Source organism: Streptomyces sp. WM6372, from assembly GCF_001279655.1.
Taxonomy (GTDB): domain Bacteria; phylum Actinomycetota; class Actinomycetes; order Streptomycetales; family Streptomycetaceae; genus Streptomyces.
Map to the genome: position 1 here is coordinate 22,781 of NZ_LGDB01000217.1, position 16,115 is coordinate 38,895.

The 16,115-nt window shown below is 72.1% G+C and carries 16 protein-coding genes and 1 pseudogene; 15 read left to right on the forward strand and 2 right to left on the reverse strand.

Annotated elements, in window-relative coordinates; translation table 11 throughout:
• Window positions 1–62 precede the first annotated feature (62 nt).
• The 4 genes from ADK52_RS30570 (at window position 63) to ADK52_RS30585 (ending at window position 5,250) form a co-directional block, all read left to right on the forward strand.
• Entirely contained in the window at window positions 63–1,244 is a 1,182-nt protein-coding gene (locus ADK52_RS30570) for an FG-GAP-like repeat-containing protein (protein ID WP_053693097.1), read from the forward strand.
• Between the two features lie 2 nt (window positions 1,245–1,246).
• Window positions 1,247–1,456 carry a hypothetical protein gene (locus ADK52_RS30575; protein WP_053693098.1) on the forward strand — a complete coding sequence of 70 codons (210 nt, stop codon included), beginning with the start codon at window positions 1,247–1,249 and terminating at the stop codon, window positions 1,454–1,456.
• 97 nt (window positions 1,457–1,553) lie between these two features.
• Complete coding sequence (locus tag ADK52_RS44855) at window positions 1,554–2,663, forward strand: FG-GAP-like repeat-containing protein (RefSeq protein WP_053693099.1); 1,110 nt, start codon at window positions 1,554–1,556, stop codon at window positions 2,661–2,663.
• A gap of 121 nt (window positions 2,664–2,784) precedes the next feature.
• Window positions 2,785–5,250, forward strand: a complete 2,466-nt coding sequence (locus tag ADK52_RS30585; protein WP_159046064.1) for an FG-GAP-like repeat-containing protein — start codon at window positions 2,785–2,787, stop codon at window positions 5,248–5,250.
• 69 nt (window positions 5,251–5,319) lie between these two features.
• Here the strand turns inward: ADK52_RS30585 and ADK52_RS30590 are convergent, their stop codons facing one another.
• Both ADK52_RS30590 and ADK52_RS41830 read right to left on the reverse strand, forming a co-directional pair.
• A complete protein-coding gene (locus ADK52_RS30590; protein ID WP_053693101.1) occupies window positions 5,320–5,955 on the reverse strand; it encodes a VOC family protein in 636 nt (211 codons plus the stop codon).
• Window positions 5,956–6,029: 74 nt separating this feature from the next.
• Window positions 6,030–6,179 carry a hypothetical protein gene (locus ADK52_RS41830; RefSeq protein WP_199828571.1) on the reverse strand — a complete coding sequence of 50 codons (150 nt, stop codon included), beginning with the start codon at window positions 6,177–6,179 and terminating at the stop codon, window positions 6,030–6,032.
• Window positions 6,180–6,946: 767 nt separating this feature from the next.
• Between ADK52_RS41830 and ADK52_RS44055 the strand changes: the two are divergent.
• The 11 genes and pseudogenes from ADK52_RS44055 to ADK52_RS30630 all read left to right on the forward strand — a co-directional run.
• Window positions 6,947–7,120 (forward strand): annotated as a pseudogene (locus ADK52_RS44055) (transposase); the annotation flags it as partial.
• 197 nt (window positions 7,121–7,317) lie between these two features.
• Window positions 7,318–7,719 (forward strand): pantetheine-phosphate adenylyltransferase, encoded by a 402-nt coding sequence (coaD, locus tag ADK52_RS30595; RefSeq protein ID WP_053693102.1) that lies wholly within the window; start codon window positions 7,318–7,320, stop codon window positions 7,717–7,719.
• 330 nt (window positions 7,720–8,049) lie between these two features.
• Entirely contained in the window at window positions 8,050–8,193 is a 144-nt protein-coding gene (locus tag ADK52_RS42610; RefSeq protein ID WP_159046065.1) for a hypothetical protein, read from the forward strand.
• 85 nt (window positions 8,194–8,278) lie between these two features.
• A complete protein-coding gene (locus ADK52_RS30600) occupies window positions 8,279–9,013 on the forward strand; it encodes a hypothetical protein (protein ID WP_053693103.1) in 735 nt (244 codons plus the stop codon).
• Between the two features lie 129 nt (window positions 9,014–9,142).
• Window positions 9,143–9,844 (forward strand): hypothetical protein, encoded by a 702-nt coding sequence (locus ADK52_RS42615; protein WP_053693104.1) that lies wholly within the window; start codon window positions 9,143–9,145, stop codon window positions 9,842–9,844.
• Complete coding sequence (locus tag ADK52_RS30610; RefSeq protein WP_078988719.1) at window positions 9,841–11,301, forward strand: MFS transporter; 1,461 nt, start codon at window positions 9,841–9,843, stop codon at window positions 11,299–11,301. Before ADK52_RS42615 ends, ADK52_RS30610 begins: the two co-directional genes overlap by 4 nt.
• The gene (locus ADK52_RS30615; RefSeq protein ID WP_053693106.1) at window positions 11,298–12,458 is read left to right on the forward strand and encodes an insulinase family protein; all 1,161 of its coding nucleotides are present in this window, start codon (window positions 11,298–11,300) and stop codon (window positions 12,456–12,458) included. The genes ADK52_RS30610 and ADK52_RS30615 overlap by 4 nt, the downstream gene beginning before the upstream one ends.
• On the forward strand, window positions 12,455–13,660 hold the full coding sequence (locus ADK52_RS30620; RefSeq protein WP_053693107.1) for an insulinase family protein: 1,206 nt from the start codon (window positions 12,455–12,457) through the stop codon (window positions 13,658–13,660). Before ADK52_RS30615 ends, ADK52_RS30620 begins: the two co-directional genes overlap by 4 nt.
• A gap of 180 nt (window positions 13,661–13,840) precedes the next feature.
• Window positions 13,841–14,014: a hypothetical protein gene (locus ADK52_RS42620; RefSeq protein WP_159046066.1), complete on the forward strand. Its 174-nt coding sequence runs from the start codon at window positions 13,841–13,843 to the stop codon at window positions 14,012–14,014.
• Between the two features lie 78 nt (window positions 14,015–14,092).
• Window positions 14,093–15,283, forward strand: a complete 1,191-nt coding sequence (locus tag ADK52_RS30625; protein WP_053693108.1) for a JmjC domain-containing protein — start codon at window positions 14,093–14,095, stop codon at window positions 15,281–15,283.
• Between the two features lie 369 nt (window positions 15,284–15,652).
• Window positions 15,653–15,928, forward strand: coding sequence for a response regulator transcription factor (locus ADK52_RS30630; RefSeq protein WP_053693109.1), 276 nt, complete (start codon window positions 15,653–15,655; stop codon window positions 15,926–15,928).
• The last annotated feature ends 187 nt before the right edge of the window (window positions 15,929–16,115 follow it).

The window sequence follows — 16,115 nt, forward strand, 5'->3', positions numbered from 1 at the left end:
CCGACGCGCCCTCGCCCGCCCGGCCCACCGCCTTCTTCAACTCACCACTCCGGAGTTCTTCGATGTCTCGCTCCCTGCGCCGTTCGTCCGCCGCCGCCCTGCTTGCCGCGGGCCTCGCCTCCGTCGTCCTGACCACCACGGTCCCGGCGCAGGCCGCAGACGTTCCCACGGCGCCGGCCGGCTCGCAGTCGGCTCAGGCCGACACCGGCACGATCACGCCGTTCACCCCGACCGTGCCCAACCCGACCACCGCCACGAAGGCCGAGCTGGACGCGGCCGCCGCCAAGGCTGCCAAGACCGCCAAGACCGGCCGGATGTTCCTGGCCCCGCAGGCACAGTCCGCCGCCGACTCGAGCGTGGGCGGCCAGATCAGCCGGAGCGAGGTCATAGCGCGGGCCAAGACCTGGGTGGCCGCGGGCGTCCCCTACAGCATGACCAGCTACCGCACCGACGCCAACGGCCGCTACCGCACCGACTGCTCCGGCTTCGTCTCGATGGCCTGGCACCTCGCCTCCTCCTCGGCCAACAACTACGGGGAGACGACGGGCACGCTGCTGGACTTCACGTCGTCCATCGGCAAGGACTCCCTCAAGCCGGGCGACATCATGCTCAACCCGGACCCGGGTGCCAGCGGTCACGTGGTCATCTTCAACGGCTGGGCCAACGCCGAGCACACCCGGTACGACGCCTACGAGCAGGCGGGCAGCGTGGGCGCGGTCCACCGCGAGATCCCGTACCCGTACTTCTCCGGTCACGGCACCTTCAGCCCCCGCCGCTACGACAAGATCGTCGAGGACGTCCAGCTGAACAACTCCCAGACGGCCGGTGCCGATTTCAACGGTGACGGTCAGGCGGACATCATCGCCCGCGACGGCTCCGGCAACCTGAAGATGTGGACCCACAACGCCGGCGGCTACTTCAACGCCCCGGTGCAGGTGACGGCCGGCTGGAACTTCACGCAGACGGTGGCGGCGGACTTCGATGGTGACGGCAAGGCCGACCTGATCGCCCGTGACGGTTCGGGGAACCTGAAGCGGTGGAGCGGCCGTGGCGACGGTACGTTCGGTGCGGCGGTCCAGGTGACGGGCGGCTGGGAGTTCACGCAGACCGCGGCCGCGGACTTCGACGGTGACGGCAAGGCGGACCTGGTCGCCCGCGACGCCTCCGGGAACCTGAAGATCTGGGCCGGTCACGGTGACGGTACGTTCGGCTCGGCCGCGCAGCTGAGTTCCGGCTGGGACTGAAGATGTGGACGCACAACGCCGGCGGCTACTTCAACGCCCCCGTGCAGGTGACGGGCGGCTGGGACTTCACGCAGACGGTGGCGGCGGACTTCGACGGCAACGGCAAGGCCGACCTGATCGCCCGTGACGACAACACCGGCAACCTCAACATCTGGGCCGGTCACGGCGACACCACCTTCGGCGCCGCCGCCAAGCTCACCGGCGGCTGGTAACCCCCGCCCCACGCTGCCGCCCGGGAGCACCCACCCGGGCGGCGGCCCCGAGACAGCCCGATCCCACCCCATCTCTGCCTTCAAGGGGATTTCCAGCATGTCGCTCCGACCCTTCTCCTCCCGCATGGCCGTCGCGTCCGCCGCCGCGCTCGCCGCCTGCACCACCGTCCTCGGCCTCGTCGCCACGGCCGGCACCGCTCAGGCCGCCGCCGTCAGTACCTGGGACAAGGTCGCCCAGTGCGAGTCCGGCGGGAACTGGGCCATCAACACGGGCAACGGCTTCTACGGCGGAGTGCAGTTCACGCAGTCCACCTGGCAGGCCTTCGGGGGCACCACGTACGCCGCCCGGGCCGATCTGGCCACGAAGAAGCAGCAGATCCTGATAGCCGAGAAGGTCCTGAAGGTCCAGGGCCAGGGCGCCTGGCCGAACTGCGGGCCGGCGGCCGGTCTCGGGGCGGACCACGCCGATCCGTACCCCGAGGACAGCCTGCCCGCCCCGGTCAACTCCCAGACGGCCGGTGCCGATTTCAACGGTGACGGTCAGGCGGACATCATCGCCCGCGACGGCTCCGGCAACCTGAAGATGTGGACCCACAACGCTGGCGGCTACTTCAACGCCCCGGTGCAGGTGACGGGCGGCTGGAACTTCACGCAGACGGTGGCGGCGGACTTCGATGGTGACGGCAAGGCCGACCTGATCGCCCGTGACGCCTCCGGCAACCTGAAGCTCTGGAACGGCCGTGGCGACGGTACGTTCGGCGCGGGCGTCACGGTGACGGGCGGCTGGAACTTCACGCAGACGGTGGCGGCGGACTTCGACGGCGACGGCAAGGCCGACCTGGTCGCCCGCGACGCCTCCGGGAACCTGAAGATCTGGGCCGGTCACGGTGACGGTACGTTCGGCTCGGCCGCGCAGCTGAGTTCCGGCTGGGACGCCGACTTCAACGGCGACCACCAGGCCGACCTCATCGCCCGCGACGGCTCCGGCAACCTCAAGATGTGGACGCACAACGCCGGCGGGTACTTCAACGCCCCGGTCGCCGTCACCGGCGGCTGGGACTTCACCCAGACGACCGCGGCCGACTTCGACGGCAACGGCAAGGCCGACCTCATCGGCCGCGACACCGCCACCGGCAACCTCAACATCTGGGCCGGCCACGGCGACACCACCTTCGGCGCCGCCGCCAAGCTCACCGGCGGCTGGTAACCCACCGCCCCAGCCCCCGCCCCCTACCCGCTGCCGCCCGGTGCCACGACGCCCGGGCGGCAGTGCCGTCCCCGACCCGAGGAACCCTCCGATGTCCTTCCCGAGACGCACACTCCGCCGGATGCGGACCACGGCCGTGCCGCTGGTCCTCTCCCTGGCCGCCGGCGGGCTGGTCACCGCCACCACCGCCCCCGCGCACGCCGCGACGTACGGCACCGTGCGCGAGGCGTTCAACAACACGGCGATCAGCCCGGACGGCGAACCCGGCGCGGCCGACTTCGACGCCGCGGGGCGCAGCCTGTCGGCCACCGACCTGGACAGGGCCGGCTGGCTGCGGGGCACGCGCGTCACGCTCAACGGAACGACCTACACGCGGGCGGACGTCGCCCCCGGCCGGCCGGACAACGTGCTGGCGACGGGCCAGACCCTCGCCGTACGGGGCTCCGGCAACGCCCTCGGGTTTCTGGCCTCGGCGACCTCCGGCTCCGTCGCCGCTCCCGTCACCGTGACCTACGGCGACGGCACTTCGGCGCAGCAGACCCTGGAGGTCGGCGACTGGAGCGCGGGAGGGACGGCGACCGCAGCGCTCAGCCTGGACCACCGGAACACCGCATCCGGACAGCAGGCGGGCCCGGCCCGCCTCTACGCGGTCACCGTGCCCCTCGATCCGGGGAAGACCGTCACGTCGGTGACGCTGCCGAAGACCGGCAGCGCCGCCGCCCCGGGAACCCCGGCCCCGGCCGCGGCCCTGCACGTGTTCGACATCGCGGTACGCAGCACGCCCGCGGCTCCGGGCGGAAAGTTCTGGGCGGGCAGCTGGGGCGCGGCCTTCGGCTCGGCCCCGCAGACGGCCCCGCAGGGCTGGTCCCAGCAGACCCTGCGCATGGTCGTGAACCCGCACACCAGCGGCGGCACGGCGCGCGTCCGGTTCGCCAACACCTTCTCGCCGCAGCCGATCCGGCTCGGCCACGTGACCGTGGCCGCCCAGGCCCAGGCGGGCGGCGCGGCCGCAGCGCAGGCACCCGTCTCCCTGACGTTCGGGGGCGGCCAGGAGACGACCCTCCCGGCCGGCGGCGAGATCTACAGCGACCCCGTCACCTTCCCCGTGACCGCCGGGAAGAACCTCCTGGTCAGCATCTACCTCCCCGACCCGGTCACCGTCGTCCCCACGCACGACTACGCCCTGACGACCTCCTTCATCAGCGGCCGCCAGGCGGGCGACCACACCGCGGACACCGGCGCGACCGCCTTCCCGGGCACCCTCCCGAACTGGGCCCTGGTCAGCGGTGTCGACGTCGCCGCGGCCGAGAACATCGGAACGGTCGTCGCCCTGGGCGACTCCCAGACCGACGGGGCGCACTCCACCCCGGACAAGAACCAGCGCTGGCCCGACCACTACGCGGCGGCCCTGAACGGCACCTCCCAGACGGCCGGCGTCGTCAATTCCGGCATCAGCGCGAACCGTCTGCTGAGCGACCGCGCAGACGCCGCGGGACCCGGCGCACTGAGCAGGCTGGACCGCGACGTCTTCGCCCAGAGCAACGTCCGTACGCTCGTCCTCTACGAAGGCATCAACGACCTCGCCCACGACAGCGCGTCCGCGGAGTCGGTGAAGGACGCCATCCGCCGCATCTGCGCCCAGGCGAAGGCGCGCGGCATCCGCGTGGTCGTCGCCACCATCCCGGCCTTCGGCGGCTACTCGGCCTACAGCGATGCCAAGGAGAACGCCCGCCAGCAGGTCAACGCCTTCATCAGGACGATGACCGAGGCCGACGCCCGCACCGACTTCGACCTCGCCACCCGGGACCCCGACATGCCCTCGCAGCTCCTCGCCGGGACGCTGAAGCCGGGCGGCGACGACCATCTCCACTTCGGCGACGCGGGCACCAAGGTCCTCGCCGACACCCTGCTCCGGGGGACCGACGGCCCCAGCGTGAACATGTCCCAGACCGCGGCGGCGGACTTCAACGGGGACGGGGTCCAGGACCTCGTCGCGCGACAGGACTCCACGGGCATCCTCAAGATGTGGCTCGGGCGCGGCAACGGCACCTTCGCCTCCGCCGCCGACGTGACCGGCGGCTGGCGCCCGTTCTCCCAGACCGTGGCGGCGGACTTCACCGGCGACGGCAAGGCCGACCTGATCGCCCGTGACGCCTCCGGCAACCTGAAGCTCTGGAACGGCCGCGGTGACGGTACGTTCGGCGCGGGCGTCACGGTGACGGGCGGCTGGGACTTCACCCAGACCGCGGCCGCCGACTTCGACGGCGACGGCAAGGCCGACCTGATCGCCCGCGACACCTCCGGGAACCTGAAGATCTGGGCCGGTCACGGCAACGGCACCTTCGGCTCCGCCGCGCAGCTGAGTTCCGGCTGGGACTTCACCCAGACCGCCGCGGCCGACTTCAACGGCGACCACCAGGCCGACATCATCGCCCGCGACGGCTCCGGCACCGTGGCGGCCGACTTCACCGGCGACGGCAGGACCGACCTGATCGCCCGCGACGACACCACAGGCGACCTCCGCAGCTGGGCCGGCCACGCAGACACCTCCTTCGCGAGCCCCACCACCCTGACGGGCGGCTGGTGACCGACCAAAAGGACACGCGCTGGCCAGGAGACCCCGGCCGGCTGCTCCCACGGGGCAGCCGGGCCCTGGTCAGATCGTGACCGGGCCGTGGGCGGTGGCGAACTCGACCGAGACCAGGCCCGGTTCCTCATCCTCGGCCCAGGTGACGTCGATCTGGTCGAGGGGGTGGTCGGCCGGTTCGCCGAGGAATTCGGCGATGGAGGCGGCGTCGCCGGCGATGGAGACCCCGTGGATGGTGGTGGACGTGCGCGGGTCGGCGCTCGGGCGCTCCTCATGGGGGACCAACCACTGCAGGAAGTAGGGCAGCTGCGGGTCCTCCAGCAGTTCCAGCAGGCCGATCTGCTTCCACCTCAGGTCGAACCCGTCGGGGCGGACACGGTGGCCCTCGGCCGAGGTGCGGCCGAGGCGGGCCTCGACCGGGGCGATGTCGTCGACCGAGACCACCCAACCGAGCCAGCCGCCGCCCTCGGCGGCGCGGCGCGCGACCGCCCGGCCGAAGGGTGCGCGGTCGGCGGCGGGGTGGTCGAGCGTGGTGACGACCTCGACGTAGGTGCCGCCGCTCAGCGGGAGAATGAAATTGCGGGTGCCGAATCGCGGGTGCACGCCGCCGTCGACGAACCCGGCGCCCAGGGCGGATCCGATCCACTGGACGGTCGAGACGAAGCTGTCGCGGGCCACCGCATAGGACACGTGATCAAGTCGCACCGCGCCATCATCACCCGACAACCCGCACACATCCCGACGCCACGCCCGCCGCCCCGGCCGCGTCCGCCGTGGACTCAGCCGTGGAGCGGATCGATCACCGTCATCCCGGCGGGGGAGGCCCGGTCGAAGCCGGGCAGCGGCGCTGCCGCCCCGTCGAGGCCCACGACCCGCTCGATCAGCCGCTGCGGGGCGAGCGCTGCTGACGCAGGATTTCCATCCGGCATGCAGCACCATGCGCACCGCACTTCCAAGAGACGGGCTCTGAGCTTGCCGTTCAACGTCTCCGCTGGGGAGTCAACGGTGCTGGGGCAGCGATCGACGTAGGTCTATCCCCAACAGCGCCCTACCCACCATCCGTCGTCGGGCGAGGCGAAGGGGTCGGGCCAGGTTTTGGCGATGTAGAGGTCGTCGAGCGGTTTCACCAGACGCCGTAGTTCACGCGCCGCCTGTGGTGGAAGAGCGTGCATTGCCGCTTCCAGAAGTCCTCGCTCGTCGGTCGTGTAGAAGGGGTTGCACAAGGGACAACCACAACCGCCGGAGAGAGCACGGCTGGGGCGGTGGGCTGTTCGTGACCACTCCTGTAGGGCCTGGGCTATCGCCCCAGGCCAGAGCCGATCGTGTTCGAGGCGGGAAACCGCTCCGGCAAGCTTGCCGGAGCCACGCGGCAACCCAGGCGTTGGTGTTTCATGCGTCTGCCGCCTCGGGTGACGTCCGGCGGCGCGGACTTGGGACGGCCGATTACGCGGCATCGTCCTTTCTGAGCTTGTTGTTCACGGGGCCAGCATGCCAGATCCGGGGACGGCTTCGCGCCCCGGATCAGGCGTCGGACGGGTCGTCTCGCCAGTGCCCCGGGGCTTGGTTCCTTGCTTGTGGTGCGCGGGTCGGGTGTAGGACTCGCCGGTGGCGAGGACTCGTCCGACGTCGCAGCGGGTGGCGGGTTGTCGGTTCTTCGAGCCAAGCGGGCGCGCCGGGGCAGGGCCGGCCCGGGTCGGTGCCCGGCTGGCCCTACTCGATCGTCGCCGCCCTGGAGACCGGCCGGACCTCGTGGACCGCGTTGCTGGACACGATCCGGCTGGAGCCCGGCGCAGACTTCGCCGCGGTCACCGCTGGCCAGGTCCGCGACGTCGTCCAACGCCTCATGGACGCCGGCCAGTGGCAGGCAGGGCCTCGATCAGGGCGTCGCTCCGCGCGGTCAGGCACGCGAATGGCAAGCCAAAAGCGTGTCCCGTATGGCCGTGATCCGCGTCTGGCGTTGCCGTTGTCCCGTCCGGCTGGACGTTCTCCCTGGCACGCTTGGTCTTGGGGGTCCGGCTGCCCTGGCACTTCACCACCGGGAGCGGCCGCTTGTTACGCCTTCCGGCCATGCGAGCCCTCTTCCCAGGATCCTTCGACCCGGTCACTCAAGGGCACCAGGACGTACTCCGGGGCGCTGCCCTCCTGTTCGACGCGGACAAGACGGGCCGCTTCCCCATCGCGGAACGGCTGGACCGGCTCCGCGCGGCGGCAACTGACCTGAGCAACGTCACGGTCGACGCGCACACGGGCGGCCTGCTGGTCGACTACTGCCGCCGAGTCGGGATCGACGTCGTCGTCCGCGGAGTCCGCGGCGTTCCCGACCTGGACTACGAAATGCCGATGGCCCGCATGAACCACGAACTGGCCGGAGTCGAAACGTTCTTCATCGCCGCGGACCCCGCCCTGGCCCACATCTCCTCCACCCTCGTCACCGCGATGAGCCAACAGCAGCGTGTCCCCGAACGATGACGCGAGGGTGAACCGGAGTGCCGAGTCGGTTCGCACCCGGGCCAGCCAGAGGAACCCGCAGGCGGCGAGGAGGAAGCCGCCGCCCATGACGTACGCGCGGTCCACGCAGTCGCAGCGCTCATCGGGTGATCCAGAGGCCAAGACGCAGCTGCGCGCCCTGCGAATCTGCCGTACCCCTGTAACGCCTTTCGGGGACCGGGAGGAAGGCGCCGGAAGGTAGTGACTTTAACGCGGCTTTCCCATGAGAGAACCTATTTCACGTGAGCGGCGGTCGGAACGGAAAAGAAACCACCGGCCACCGGAAACCTGAAGAAGGAATGGGGAAATTCCATGAGCAACATCTCTGACAACGAGCTCGTCCGCGTCGACACCATCGTCGAGGACCTGCGCGCCCTGGACGCCACCGAGACGGGCCAGGAGGCCCTCTCGATGACCCAGGCGCTCGCCAGCCCGGGTGAGCACGGCGAGTTCTGATCTCAGGTCAGCAAGCCGCGTGCCGGGGTCAGCGTCAAGCTGACCCCGGCACGGCCGTCTCACCGTCAGTGAAGGGTTGTATGCCATGGGGCTGAGCAGCGCGGAGCACCCGTTGCTCGCGCGGTACGCGGAAGTCCGCTCAGAGGTTTCCGCGCAGTACGGACCCGACTCGCAGGCCGTCGTCTTCATCCTGTACGAAGAATTGCTGTCCCTGCGGACCGTACTCGCCCAGGATCGTTCGAACCGTCAGATCGCGGAACGCGTCCGCGATGTGAGCGTGGAAATTCAGCGTCGTTATGACATCGGTGGAATGGTCGACAAGGGCCGCCATCATCGGCTGATCAGTGACCGTCCGGTGCTCATCGAGTACGACCGGGCGGTTTTTGACCGTATGTACGGGAATCTGCGCCAGGCCTGCGCTCTGAGGCCGGTGCACGTCACCAGCGCCGCGGTGGCGTTCGACGCCCTGCAGGCGGGTCCCACGCACATCTACGTCGTGGACGACTCCTATCGCCTGCTGGTGTGGCCCGAGCCGTTCACGCTGGCGGAAATGGTCTTCGGCCGGACTCCCGACCGGCGCGTGGGCGGTACGCGGGTGGTGCATCCGATGCTGGTTCCGGAGCGGCTGCGCGTGCGCGCGGCCGGAGAGCTGTCCATCGTGGGCGGACCGGACGACTGCATGGTCATCGCCAATATGAAATCGGGGCATTTCAGGCCTCCGCCGTCCTGTGCGGATGTCCTGCGTGACGTCCTGCGCGGCGTCTTCCCCCTGACCGACGAGGACATCGACGTCTTCACGGTCCCGCAGCCGCGGGCCTGATCCGACCGGCCCCGGCCCCACCCACACGCTTGGAGAACAGTCATGCCCGAGACACCTGCGCCGGCGGGAGAAGCCCGGGACCCGTCACGTGGCCGAGGGCCATCATCCACCCGCGGCGCGACCGCCTCGGTGGGGGTCGAGCATGAGTGCAAGTGGGACCTCACGCGCGAGGAATACGACGCGATCGACGAACCCGAGAGGTTCTTCGAGGGGAGCGTCCTGTCGACGTCGCTCACCGCGCTGCGCCCGCCCCTGACGTTCGTGTCGTCCACCCTCTACGTGGACGACGCGCACCGCTCCCTGATCGGGGCCGGCCACTCCCTGGGCGTGGTCGTCAACGTGGGCAGCGCGTCGGACGTGTGCTGGATGACCTTCAAGCAGGCGGTGCGGCGGCACGCCTGGCGCGACGGGCTGGAACTGGCCGAGCGCCTGGCCCCGGCGCAGGTGTCGGAGGCGATCAACGATCCGGGGCTGCTGCCCGTCGGACACGTACGCGACTGCCGGCTGGCGGAGGGGGACCTGGCTCCGGTGGCCATCGCCAGCCAGAAGCGGGTCAAGGGCCTGGGCCGCGACGCCCACGGCATCGAGGTCGCGTACAGCCTGGACCTGGTCACGTTCCGCGCCCCGGCCGACGGTTGCCCGCCGGTCGGGACGTACGCGTGCGTGGAGGTGGAGGTCAACTCCTCCGCCCCCCGTGCGCTGCGGCTGCTCGAGGAGCTCGCCGACGGGATGGACCGGTGGCTGGGCCGTCCGCGGGCCGAGCGCACCAAAGCCCAGCACGCCCTTGCGGCGGTGGAGGGCGGCGGCCGGGCCCTGGGGCGTGTCGCGTGAGCGCGTCCGGGTCGCGGAGCGAGGCAGCCGGTACGCCGCGGGGCGAGGCGGCTCGTACGTCGCGGGGCGAGGCATCCCGTACGTCGAAGGCCGAGGCGGTCCGTACGCCGCTGGGCGGGGTGTTCTGGACGTTGTGGGCCGGGCGGAGCCTGTCGACGCTGGGCGGATACCTCCAGTTCCTGGCCCTGCCGCTGTGGGTGCAGCAGACCACGGGGTCCTCCCCGGCCGGTGTGCTGGCCTTCGTGGTGTTCCATCTGCCGAAGGTCGTGGTGTCGCCGTTCGCGGGACTCATAGCCGACCGGCTCGACCGGCGGGGCGTGGCCATCGCCACGGACGTGGCCTCCGCGTTGGTCACGGTGGCCATGGCCGCCGCCGCCGCGGGCCGCCACGTGGTCACCGTGGTCGTGCTCCTCGGAGTGCTCCAGGTACTGGCGGCCGTACGGGTGCCGGCGCTGTCGAGCATCCTGCCCGACGCGATTCCCGCGGGCCGGCTGATGGCAGCCAACTCCTTGCTGGACGCCGCCACCGGAGCGGCGATGACCCTGGGGCCGCTGCTGGGTACGGCGATGCTCACCGGCTGGGGCATCGAGTGGGTGCTGCTGCTGAACGGGCTGACCTTCATCGTGGCCGCCCTGTGCCTCGTACCGCTTTCGCCCACGCCGGCGGACGGCCGCACCACGCAGACCGGAGTCGCCGCGCTGGCCGGCGGTCTGCGTGCGCTGTGGGGCGACCGGATCGTGCGGTACGCGGTGGCGGCGGAGAGCGTGATGTACCTGTGCGTGGGAGCGGCCACCGAGCAACTGGCCATCTGGCTCGGGCAGGTGCACGCGGCGAGCGCCGAGCGCCTGATCGGTGCGTTCGGAGTGGGCTGCGGTCTGGGATGGCTCGCGGTCACCGTGGTGCTGGGACGGGCACGGGAGTCCGTGGCCCCGACCCGGATGCTGTGGTGGAGCGCGCTGGCGGCGGCTCCGGTGAGTGCGGCCGCGGTGTTCCTCCTGCGCGGCGGCTCGGGCGTGCTGCCGGCGGCTGCGGCCGGGCTGTTGGTGAGCGTGCACCAGTTCCTTTACGGGCTCGGGCCGGTGATGGTGTGCCAGCAGCGGGCCGCGAACAGCCATCGGGGACGGGTCCTGGCCTTCCGCCGCATGGCGACGACGCTGAGCCAGCTGACGTCGCTGGCCGCGGGAGCACTGCTCGCCGGATGGCTCGACCTGGGGTCGGTCCTCCTCGTCTGCGGCGTCCTCGCCACGGCCACGACCGCGCCGCTGGCGCGCCTGGCCTACCGGACCGAGCGGACCGAGTGGACCGAGCGGGCGCAGCAGGAGCAGCGGGCGGAGCAGCAGCGGACGCAGCAGGAAGAGCGGGCGGAGCGCGCGGAGCAGGTCGAGCAGGCCGCTGTGGCAGCGGCCCCGCATGAGGTACCGGCCGCCCCCGCACCCTCCCCGGCGGGCATCCGATGACGGCGGAGCGCCCCGGCCACGCCGTCATCGTCGATCTTCCGCGGGGCCACGAAGACGACGCCCCCGACCTGCGCGGACTCGCCGCACTGGCGGCGCGCGTGTTGGCGGACCCCAGCCGTCCCGGGGCGGCCCGGCTGGCCGCGGACCGCGGTTGGCGCACCCGGCACCAGCTCGAAGCGCGTGCTTCGTCCTTCGCCTTCTGGTCCGTGGACGACGACGTGCTGGAGGCCGGTGCCGCGCTGGCCGCCGGAGCCCGCCGGTGGACGCGGGCGGACACCGAGCGCCTCGCCCGGTCCCGCGCCGCCCAGCGCGTACTCGCCGGGCAGCGGGCCGGGCAGGTCCTCACGCAGCTCAACCAAGCCTCCCACCAGGCAGCCTGGGGCTGGACGCCTCCTTCACCGCTGGGCGGGGCGGAGACCATCGAGAACCTGTCGGGGGAGGTGGTGCGCGAGGAACTGGCCCGCCTGGGCTCGGCCCTCCGCGTCCACAGCGCACCCCCGTACGGCGGCCCTCCCGGTCCGCGACCCGACGGGCCCGCCCTGCCGGCCGCCGGCCGGCGAGCAGCACCCGCGGCCGATGACCGCCTGTGGCAGGGCGGCGTCGTGCACGTGCGGACCACGGCCGAATCGGCGCGCCTGTCCGTACGGCTCCCCTGTCACAGCGACCGGCCCGGAGCCCTGGAAGTGCTCGTGGAGGTACTCGGCTCGGGTCCCGAGGGACGCCTGCACCAGGCCCTGCGCGGTGAGCGGGGGATCGCCTACGGGTTCTCCGCCGGGCACTGGTCCCAGGACAGCACCAACAGCGTCGCGGCCACCGCGTTCGTGCGTGCCCCGGACGTGGCGGACACCGTCCGGATCCTCCTGGACGCCGTGGGCGGCCTCCTCGAGAGTCCGCCGGGGGAGCGGGAGTTCGAGGCGGCCCGGCAGCGGTGCCTGGCCAGACTCCTCACCTCACTGGACGATCCCTTCGCCGCGGCCGACGAGGTGCGGCGCGCCGCCCGCGGCCAGACACCGGTCGACGAACTGATGCGGTCCGTCGCCGCCCTGACCTCGTTGGAGGGCCTGCGCGCCGTGCCCGGGCGGCGTCCGGCCGTTGCGGTCGTCGGGCCCGATCCGTGCGGCCGCGCGGTGGAAGAAGCACTCAGGAGTCACGGATGACCCAGACGAGCAGCCCGCCCGACGGCCTGCCCGACGCTCTGTCCGACGGCCCGTCCGACAACCCGACCGGGCCGGGGCACGAGGTGCGCGTGGCGGGGCTGCGCGTGCGCCTGGTGCCCATGCCCTGGGCCCGGTCGGTCGGCGGCTGCCTGGCCGTGGCCTGCGGATCCCGTGATGACGCCCCGGGCACGGCGTCCACCGCCCATCTGGCCGAGCACGTACGGGCGATCGCGGGCACCGGAGCTGCGCGGCAGACCGTACCGGTCTTCGCCCAGACCGACATCGCCCGTACGCTCTTCCGCGCCACCGCCGCGCCCCACGGAGCAGCCGACCTCGCGGCCCGGCTGGTCGACGTCCTCGGTGACGCGACCGTCGACGAACGGCTCCTGGAGTCCGAACGCATGGCCGTGGAGCTGGAGACCGCGCGCATGGACTCCGGCCCGCTGCTGCGCGCGGGCGGCCTCTTCGCCGCGGCCGCCTGCGACGAACCGGGCATGGACGCGGTCGCCCGTACGCGGCGCGCCGACATCCCCGCCGTGACGCACCGCGAGGTGGCCGACCTGGTCGCCTGGGGCTATCGGCCGGGCCGCGCCGTCCTGTCCGTGGCCGGTCCCCCCGAGGCTCTCGAAACCGTGGCCGAGACGGTGGAGCGCCGCTTGCACCGCCTCGCCGAGGGGACCGGCCCGGATGCGGCCGAGTCCCACCGGGTGCTCACCCGGGCGCCACGGATGTGCCTGCCCGCACTCGACGGCCTGGTCGCGGTCACCCTCACGCGTCCCCGCCAGGACGAGGGTCTGTGGGCGCGTGCCCTGCTCAGCGACCCGGGACCGGTGGTGGCCGCGGGCGTACGGGCCGGAGTGCCGCTGGTGGGCAGGACCACAGTGGAGAACGCGCACCAGGCCGTGGACGTCCTGTGCTGGAAGCCGGCCCCGCGAAGCCGGGCCGCTCTCACCGAACGGCTGCGCGCGGCCTGCGCGGCGGCGGAGGTGGACCAGGACGTGCTCACGCGCGTGGCCCGCGAAGCCCGCCAGGAACGTGCCTTCGCCGGCTTCACGCCGATGGCACGGGCCCTGAGGGCCGCGCTCGCGGATTCCGCCGCGCCCGCCGCGCCCGCCGCCACCTCCGCGCCCCCCACCGCCGCCGGTGCGCTCCGGCTGTCGGTGTGGCACGTGGCCGGCGGAGTGCCCGTCGAGGCCGGCTGAACCCGCACCCCGTCGCCGCCGCCCGGCACTGCGGCCGCCCGGCGGAGTTCCGGTACCCGGGTGCTGGTACCCGCGGCCCGGGTCACGCGATGTCGTGGCTTTCGGGCGGCGGCGATCCCGAAGGAGGCTGGACGGCGTCCAGCCTCCTTCGTCCTCCCCGTCCAGAAGAGGAACCACCTGATGCACGACACCACCACGGCCGAACTGCAGCGGGTTGACTCGCTCGTCGAGACCCTGCGCGCCCTCGACGCGACCGACGCGGGCAAGGAGGCGCTCGCGATGGCGCAGGCGCTCACCAGCCCCCTCGACGACGAGGTCGACCTCGACCTCCACCTCGACGTCGACCTCGACTGACGTCCCGGGCCGGCGGCACCGGCAGCGCCCGCTCCGCCACTCGGCTCGCACATCCCACCACGACGGAAAGGTACGGTCATGGATCTCCGCTTCGTCCAGGACCTGGCACGGACACTGCACCGCCCGGACCAGCGGACGCTCGGCTCGCACTTCACCCGCGCCGAGCTGCCCGGCTGGGGTGAGCGCCTGCTGACTCCGACCGGGCTGCTCGACCTGCTGACCTATCGGACGTTCTCCCGCCCGGGTCAGGTTCTGTGCCTGAGCAAGGGCGTGTTCCTCCCGCCCCGCGACTACATGGTCGCCCGTACCACGCGCGGCGACGAGCACGAGATGATCGACACGCACCGCCTCGGAGCCCTGCTCAAGGAGGGGTGCCAGATCGTGGTCGGCGGTCTGGAGAAGATCGACCCCCGCTTCGACCTCGCCTGCCGCGCCCTGCAGTGGCTGACGGGGGCCAAGGTATACGCCACCGCCTTCCTGGCGACCGGAGACGCGGGCGGCTTCAACCTCCACGTCGACACGTCCGACTCGGTGATCCTCCAACTGGCGGGCACCAAGAGCTGGGAGGTGCGCGGCGAGACGCTCAAGGCGCCGCTGAACGAAGTCCGCCGCACCGCGACTCCCAGCGAGGAAGTCCTGTGGCGCGGCTCCCTCGAGGCCGGTGACCTGATGTGCGTGCCGCGCGGCTACTGGCACACCGCCACCCGCACCGACCAGGCACCCGGCGGGTACTCCCTCCACGTCACCTTCGGGATCGTGGAACGCACGGGCATGGACTGGCTGCGCGCCTTGACCGAGCGGGCCAACCACGTCGAGCTGTTCCGCCGCGACGTGTCCCGGGAGACCGATCCCCGCGACTACGTCCGCCTCCTGACCGCGCTGGCCGAGCAGTACCCGCCGGCCGCGTTCGCGCAGGCGCAGCCGATGTTCCTGGACCGCGGCGGTCTCGGGCTGCGGGAGAACCAACGCGTGATCACCCGGGGAGTGTTCGGGCCGGCCACCGCCGTCGCCTGCCTCACCGAGTTCCGGCCGCAGGTGGCGGCCGCCGGTGACACGGTCACCGTCACCTCGGCGGGACGGACCCTCACCTTCCCCGCACAGGCCCGCCCCGCTCTGGACGCCCTGCTGTCCGGGCTCCCGGTCCAGGTCGCCGCCCTCGGCGCACGGACGGGCCTCGACGTCGCGGCGTACGCGCAGACCCTCCTCGACGCCGGCCTGTGCGTCGAGGTGACCGACGCGCTGGCCTCGGCCTACTCCGCGCTCTCCTGAACGGGCTCCCTCCGCGCTGACGCGCGCAGCACCACGGCCGGCCGGTTGTCCTACGACAACCGGCCGGCCGCATGTGCTGGCGCCGCATGCCGTGGCCGCATGCCGTGGCCGCATGGCGTGCCCGCATGGCGTGGCCGCATACCGCGGCCGCATGGCGTGCCCGGATGCGGGCCACTGCGGCCGCCGCCCGGTCGGGGCTTTCAGCATGCTTCAGCTCCCTAAAGTCCATTTCGTCCACCCGGTTTCAAGCTGCCATTGCAACTTGGTGAGGCACCGGATCCGTTGCATGCGCCTCGGGCGGCCCGGCAGGCTTCAGTTGTAGCCGAACAACACGTTGACCTGCGAAAACTCCCCGCCCCAGGAGGCACCATGACGGACATCGCGCCCGCCCTCACCGGCCGCGAACGGCAAGTCCTGTGCATGCTCAGCTCCGGCGACACCGTCTCTTCCATCGCCCGTCAGCTCAGCCTGAGCCCGCACACGGTCGACACGTACCTGCGCCGGCTCCGTACGAAGACCCGTACGGCCAACCGCACCCAGCTGACGGTCTTCGCCGTCCAGAACGGGTACGTGGGCCAGCCGGTGCACGGCGCCCCGGTCCGGAACGTCGAGCAGGGGCGCGAGGTCCGCTCACGCTTGATCTGAAACGCCGCAGACGACAGTGCTGCCCGGCCGGCCCGGCCGGCGTGCAGCCACCCCGAAACCCAGGGCCCCGCACGCTTCCCGTTGCGGGGCCCTGGCGTTTCCGGCCCCGCCCGGCCGCACTCCTACCGCGTCCTGCCGCGCCGTCGCCCCTGCGCGGCGACCGCCGCCGCGCGACGCGGCTCACGTA

Excerpts from the sequence above, each read along its gene's own strand:
- ADK52_RS30570 (WP_053693097.1), top strand. The coding sequence starts at position 63 with ATGTCTCGCTCCCTGCGCCGTTCGTCCGCCGCCGCCCTGCTTGCCGCG.
- ADK52_RS30575 (WP_053693098.1), top strand. The coding sequence starts at position 1,247 with ATGTGGACGCACAACGCCGGCGGCTACTTCAACGCCCCCGTGCAGGTG.
- ADK52_RS44855 (WP_053693099.1), top strand. The coding sequence starts at position 1,554 with ATGTCGCTCCGACCCTTCTCCTCCCGCATGGCCGTCGCGTCCGCCGCC.
- ADK52_RS30585 (WP_159046064.1), top strand. The coding sequence starts at position 2,785 with ATGCGGACCACGGCCGTGCCGCTGGTCCTCTCCCTGGCCGCCGGCGGG.
- ADK52_RS41830 (WP_199828571.1), bottom strand. The coding sequence starts at position 6,179 with ATGCCGGATGGAAATCCTGCGTCAGCAGCGCTCGCCCCGCAGCGGCTG.
- coaD (WP_053693102.1), top strand. The coding sequence starts at position 7,318 with ATGCGAGCCCTCTTCCCAGGATCCTTCGACCCGGTCACTCAAGGGCAC.
- ADK52_RS42610 (WP_159046065.1), top strand. The coding sequence starts at position 8,050 with ATGAGCAACATCTCTGACAACGAGCTCGTCCGCGTCGACACCATCGTC.
- ADK52_RS30600 (WP_053693103.1), top strand. The coding sequence starts at position 8,279 with ATGGGGCTGAGCAGCGCGGAGCACCCGTTGCTCGCGCGGTACGCGGAA.
- ADK52_RS30615 (WP_053693106.1), top strand. The coding sequence starts at position 11,298 with ATGACGGCGGAGCGCCCCGGCCACGCCGTCATCGTCGATCTTCCGCGG.
- ADK52_RS30620 (WP_053693107.1), top strand. The coding sequence starts at position 12,455 with ATGACCCAGACGAGCAGCCCGCCCGACGGCCTGCCCGACGCTCTGTCC.
- ADK52_RS42620 (WP_159046066.1), top strand. The coding sequence starts at position 13,841 with ATGCACGACACCACCACGGCCGAACTGCAGCGGGTTGACTCGCTCGTC.
- ADK52_RS30625 (WP_053693108.1), top strand. The coding sequence starts at position 14,093 with ATGGATCTCCGCTTCGTCCAGGACCTGGCACGGACACTGCACCGCCCG.
- ADK52_RS30630 (WP_053693109.1), top strand. The coding sequence starts at position 15,653 with ATGACGGACATCGCGCCCGCCCTCACCGGCCGCGAACGGCAAGTCCTG.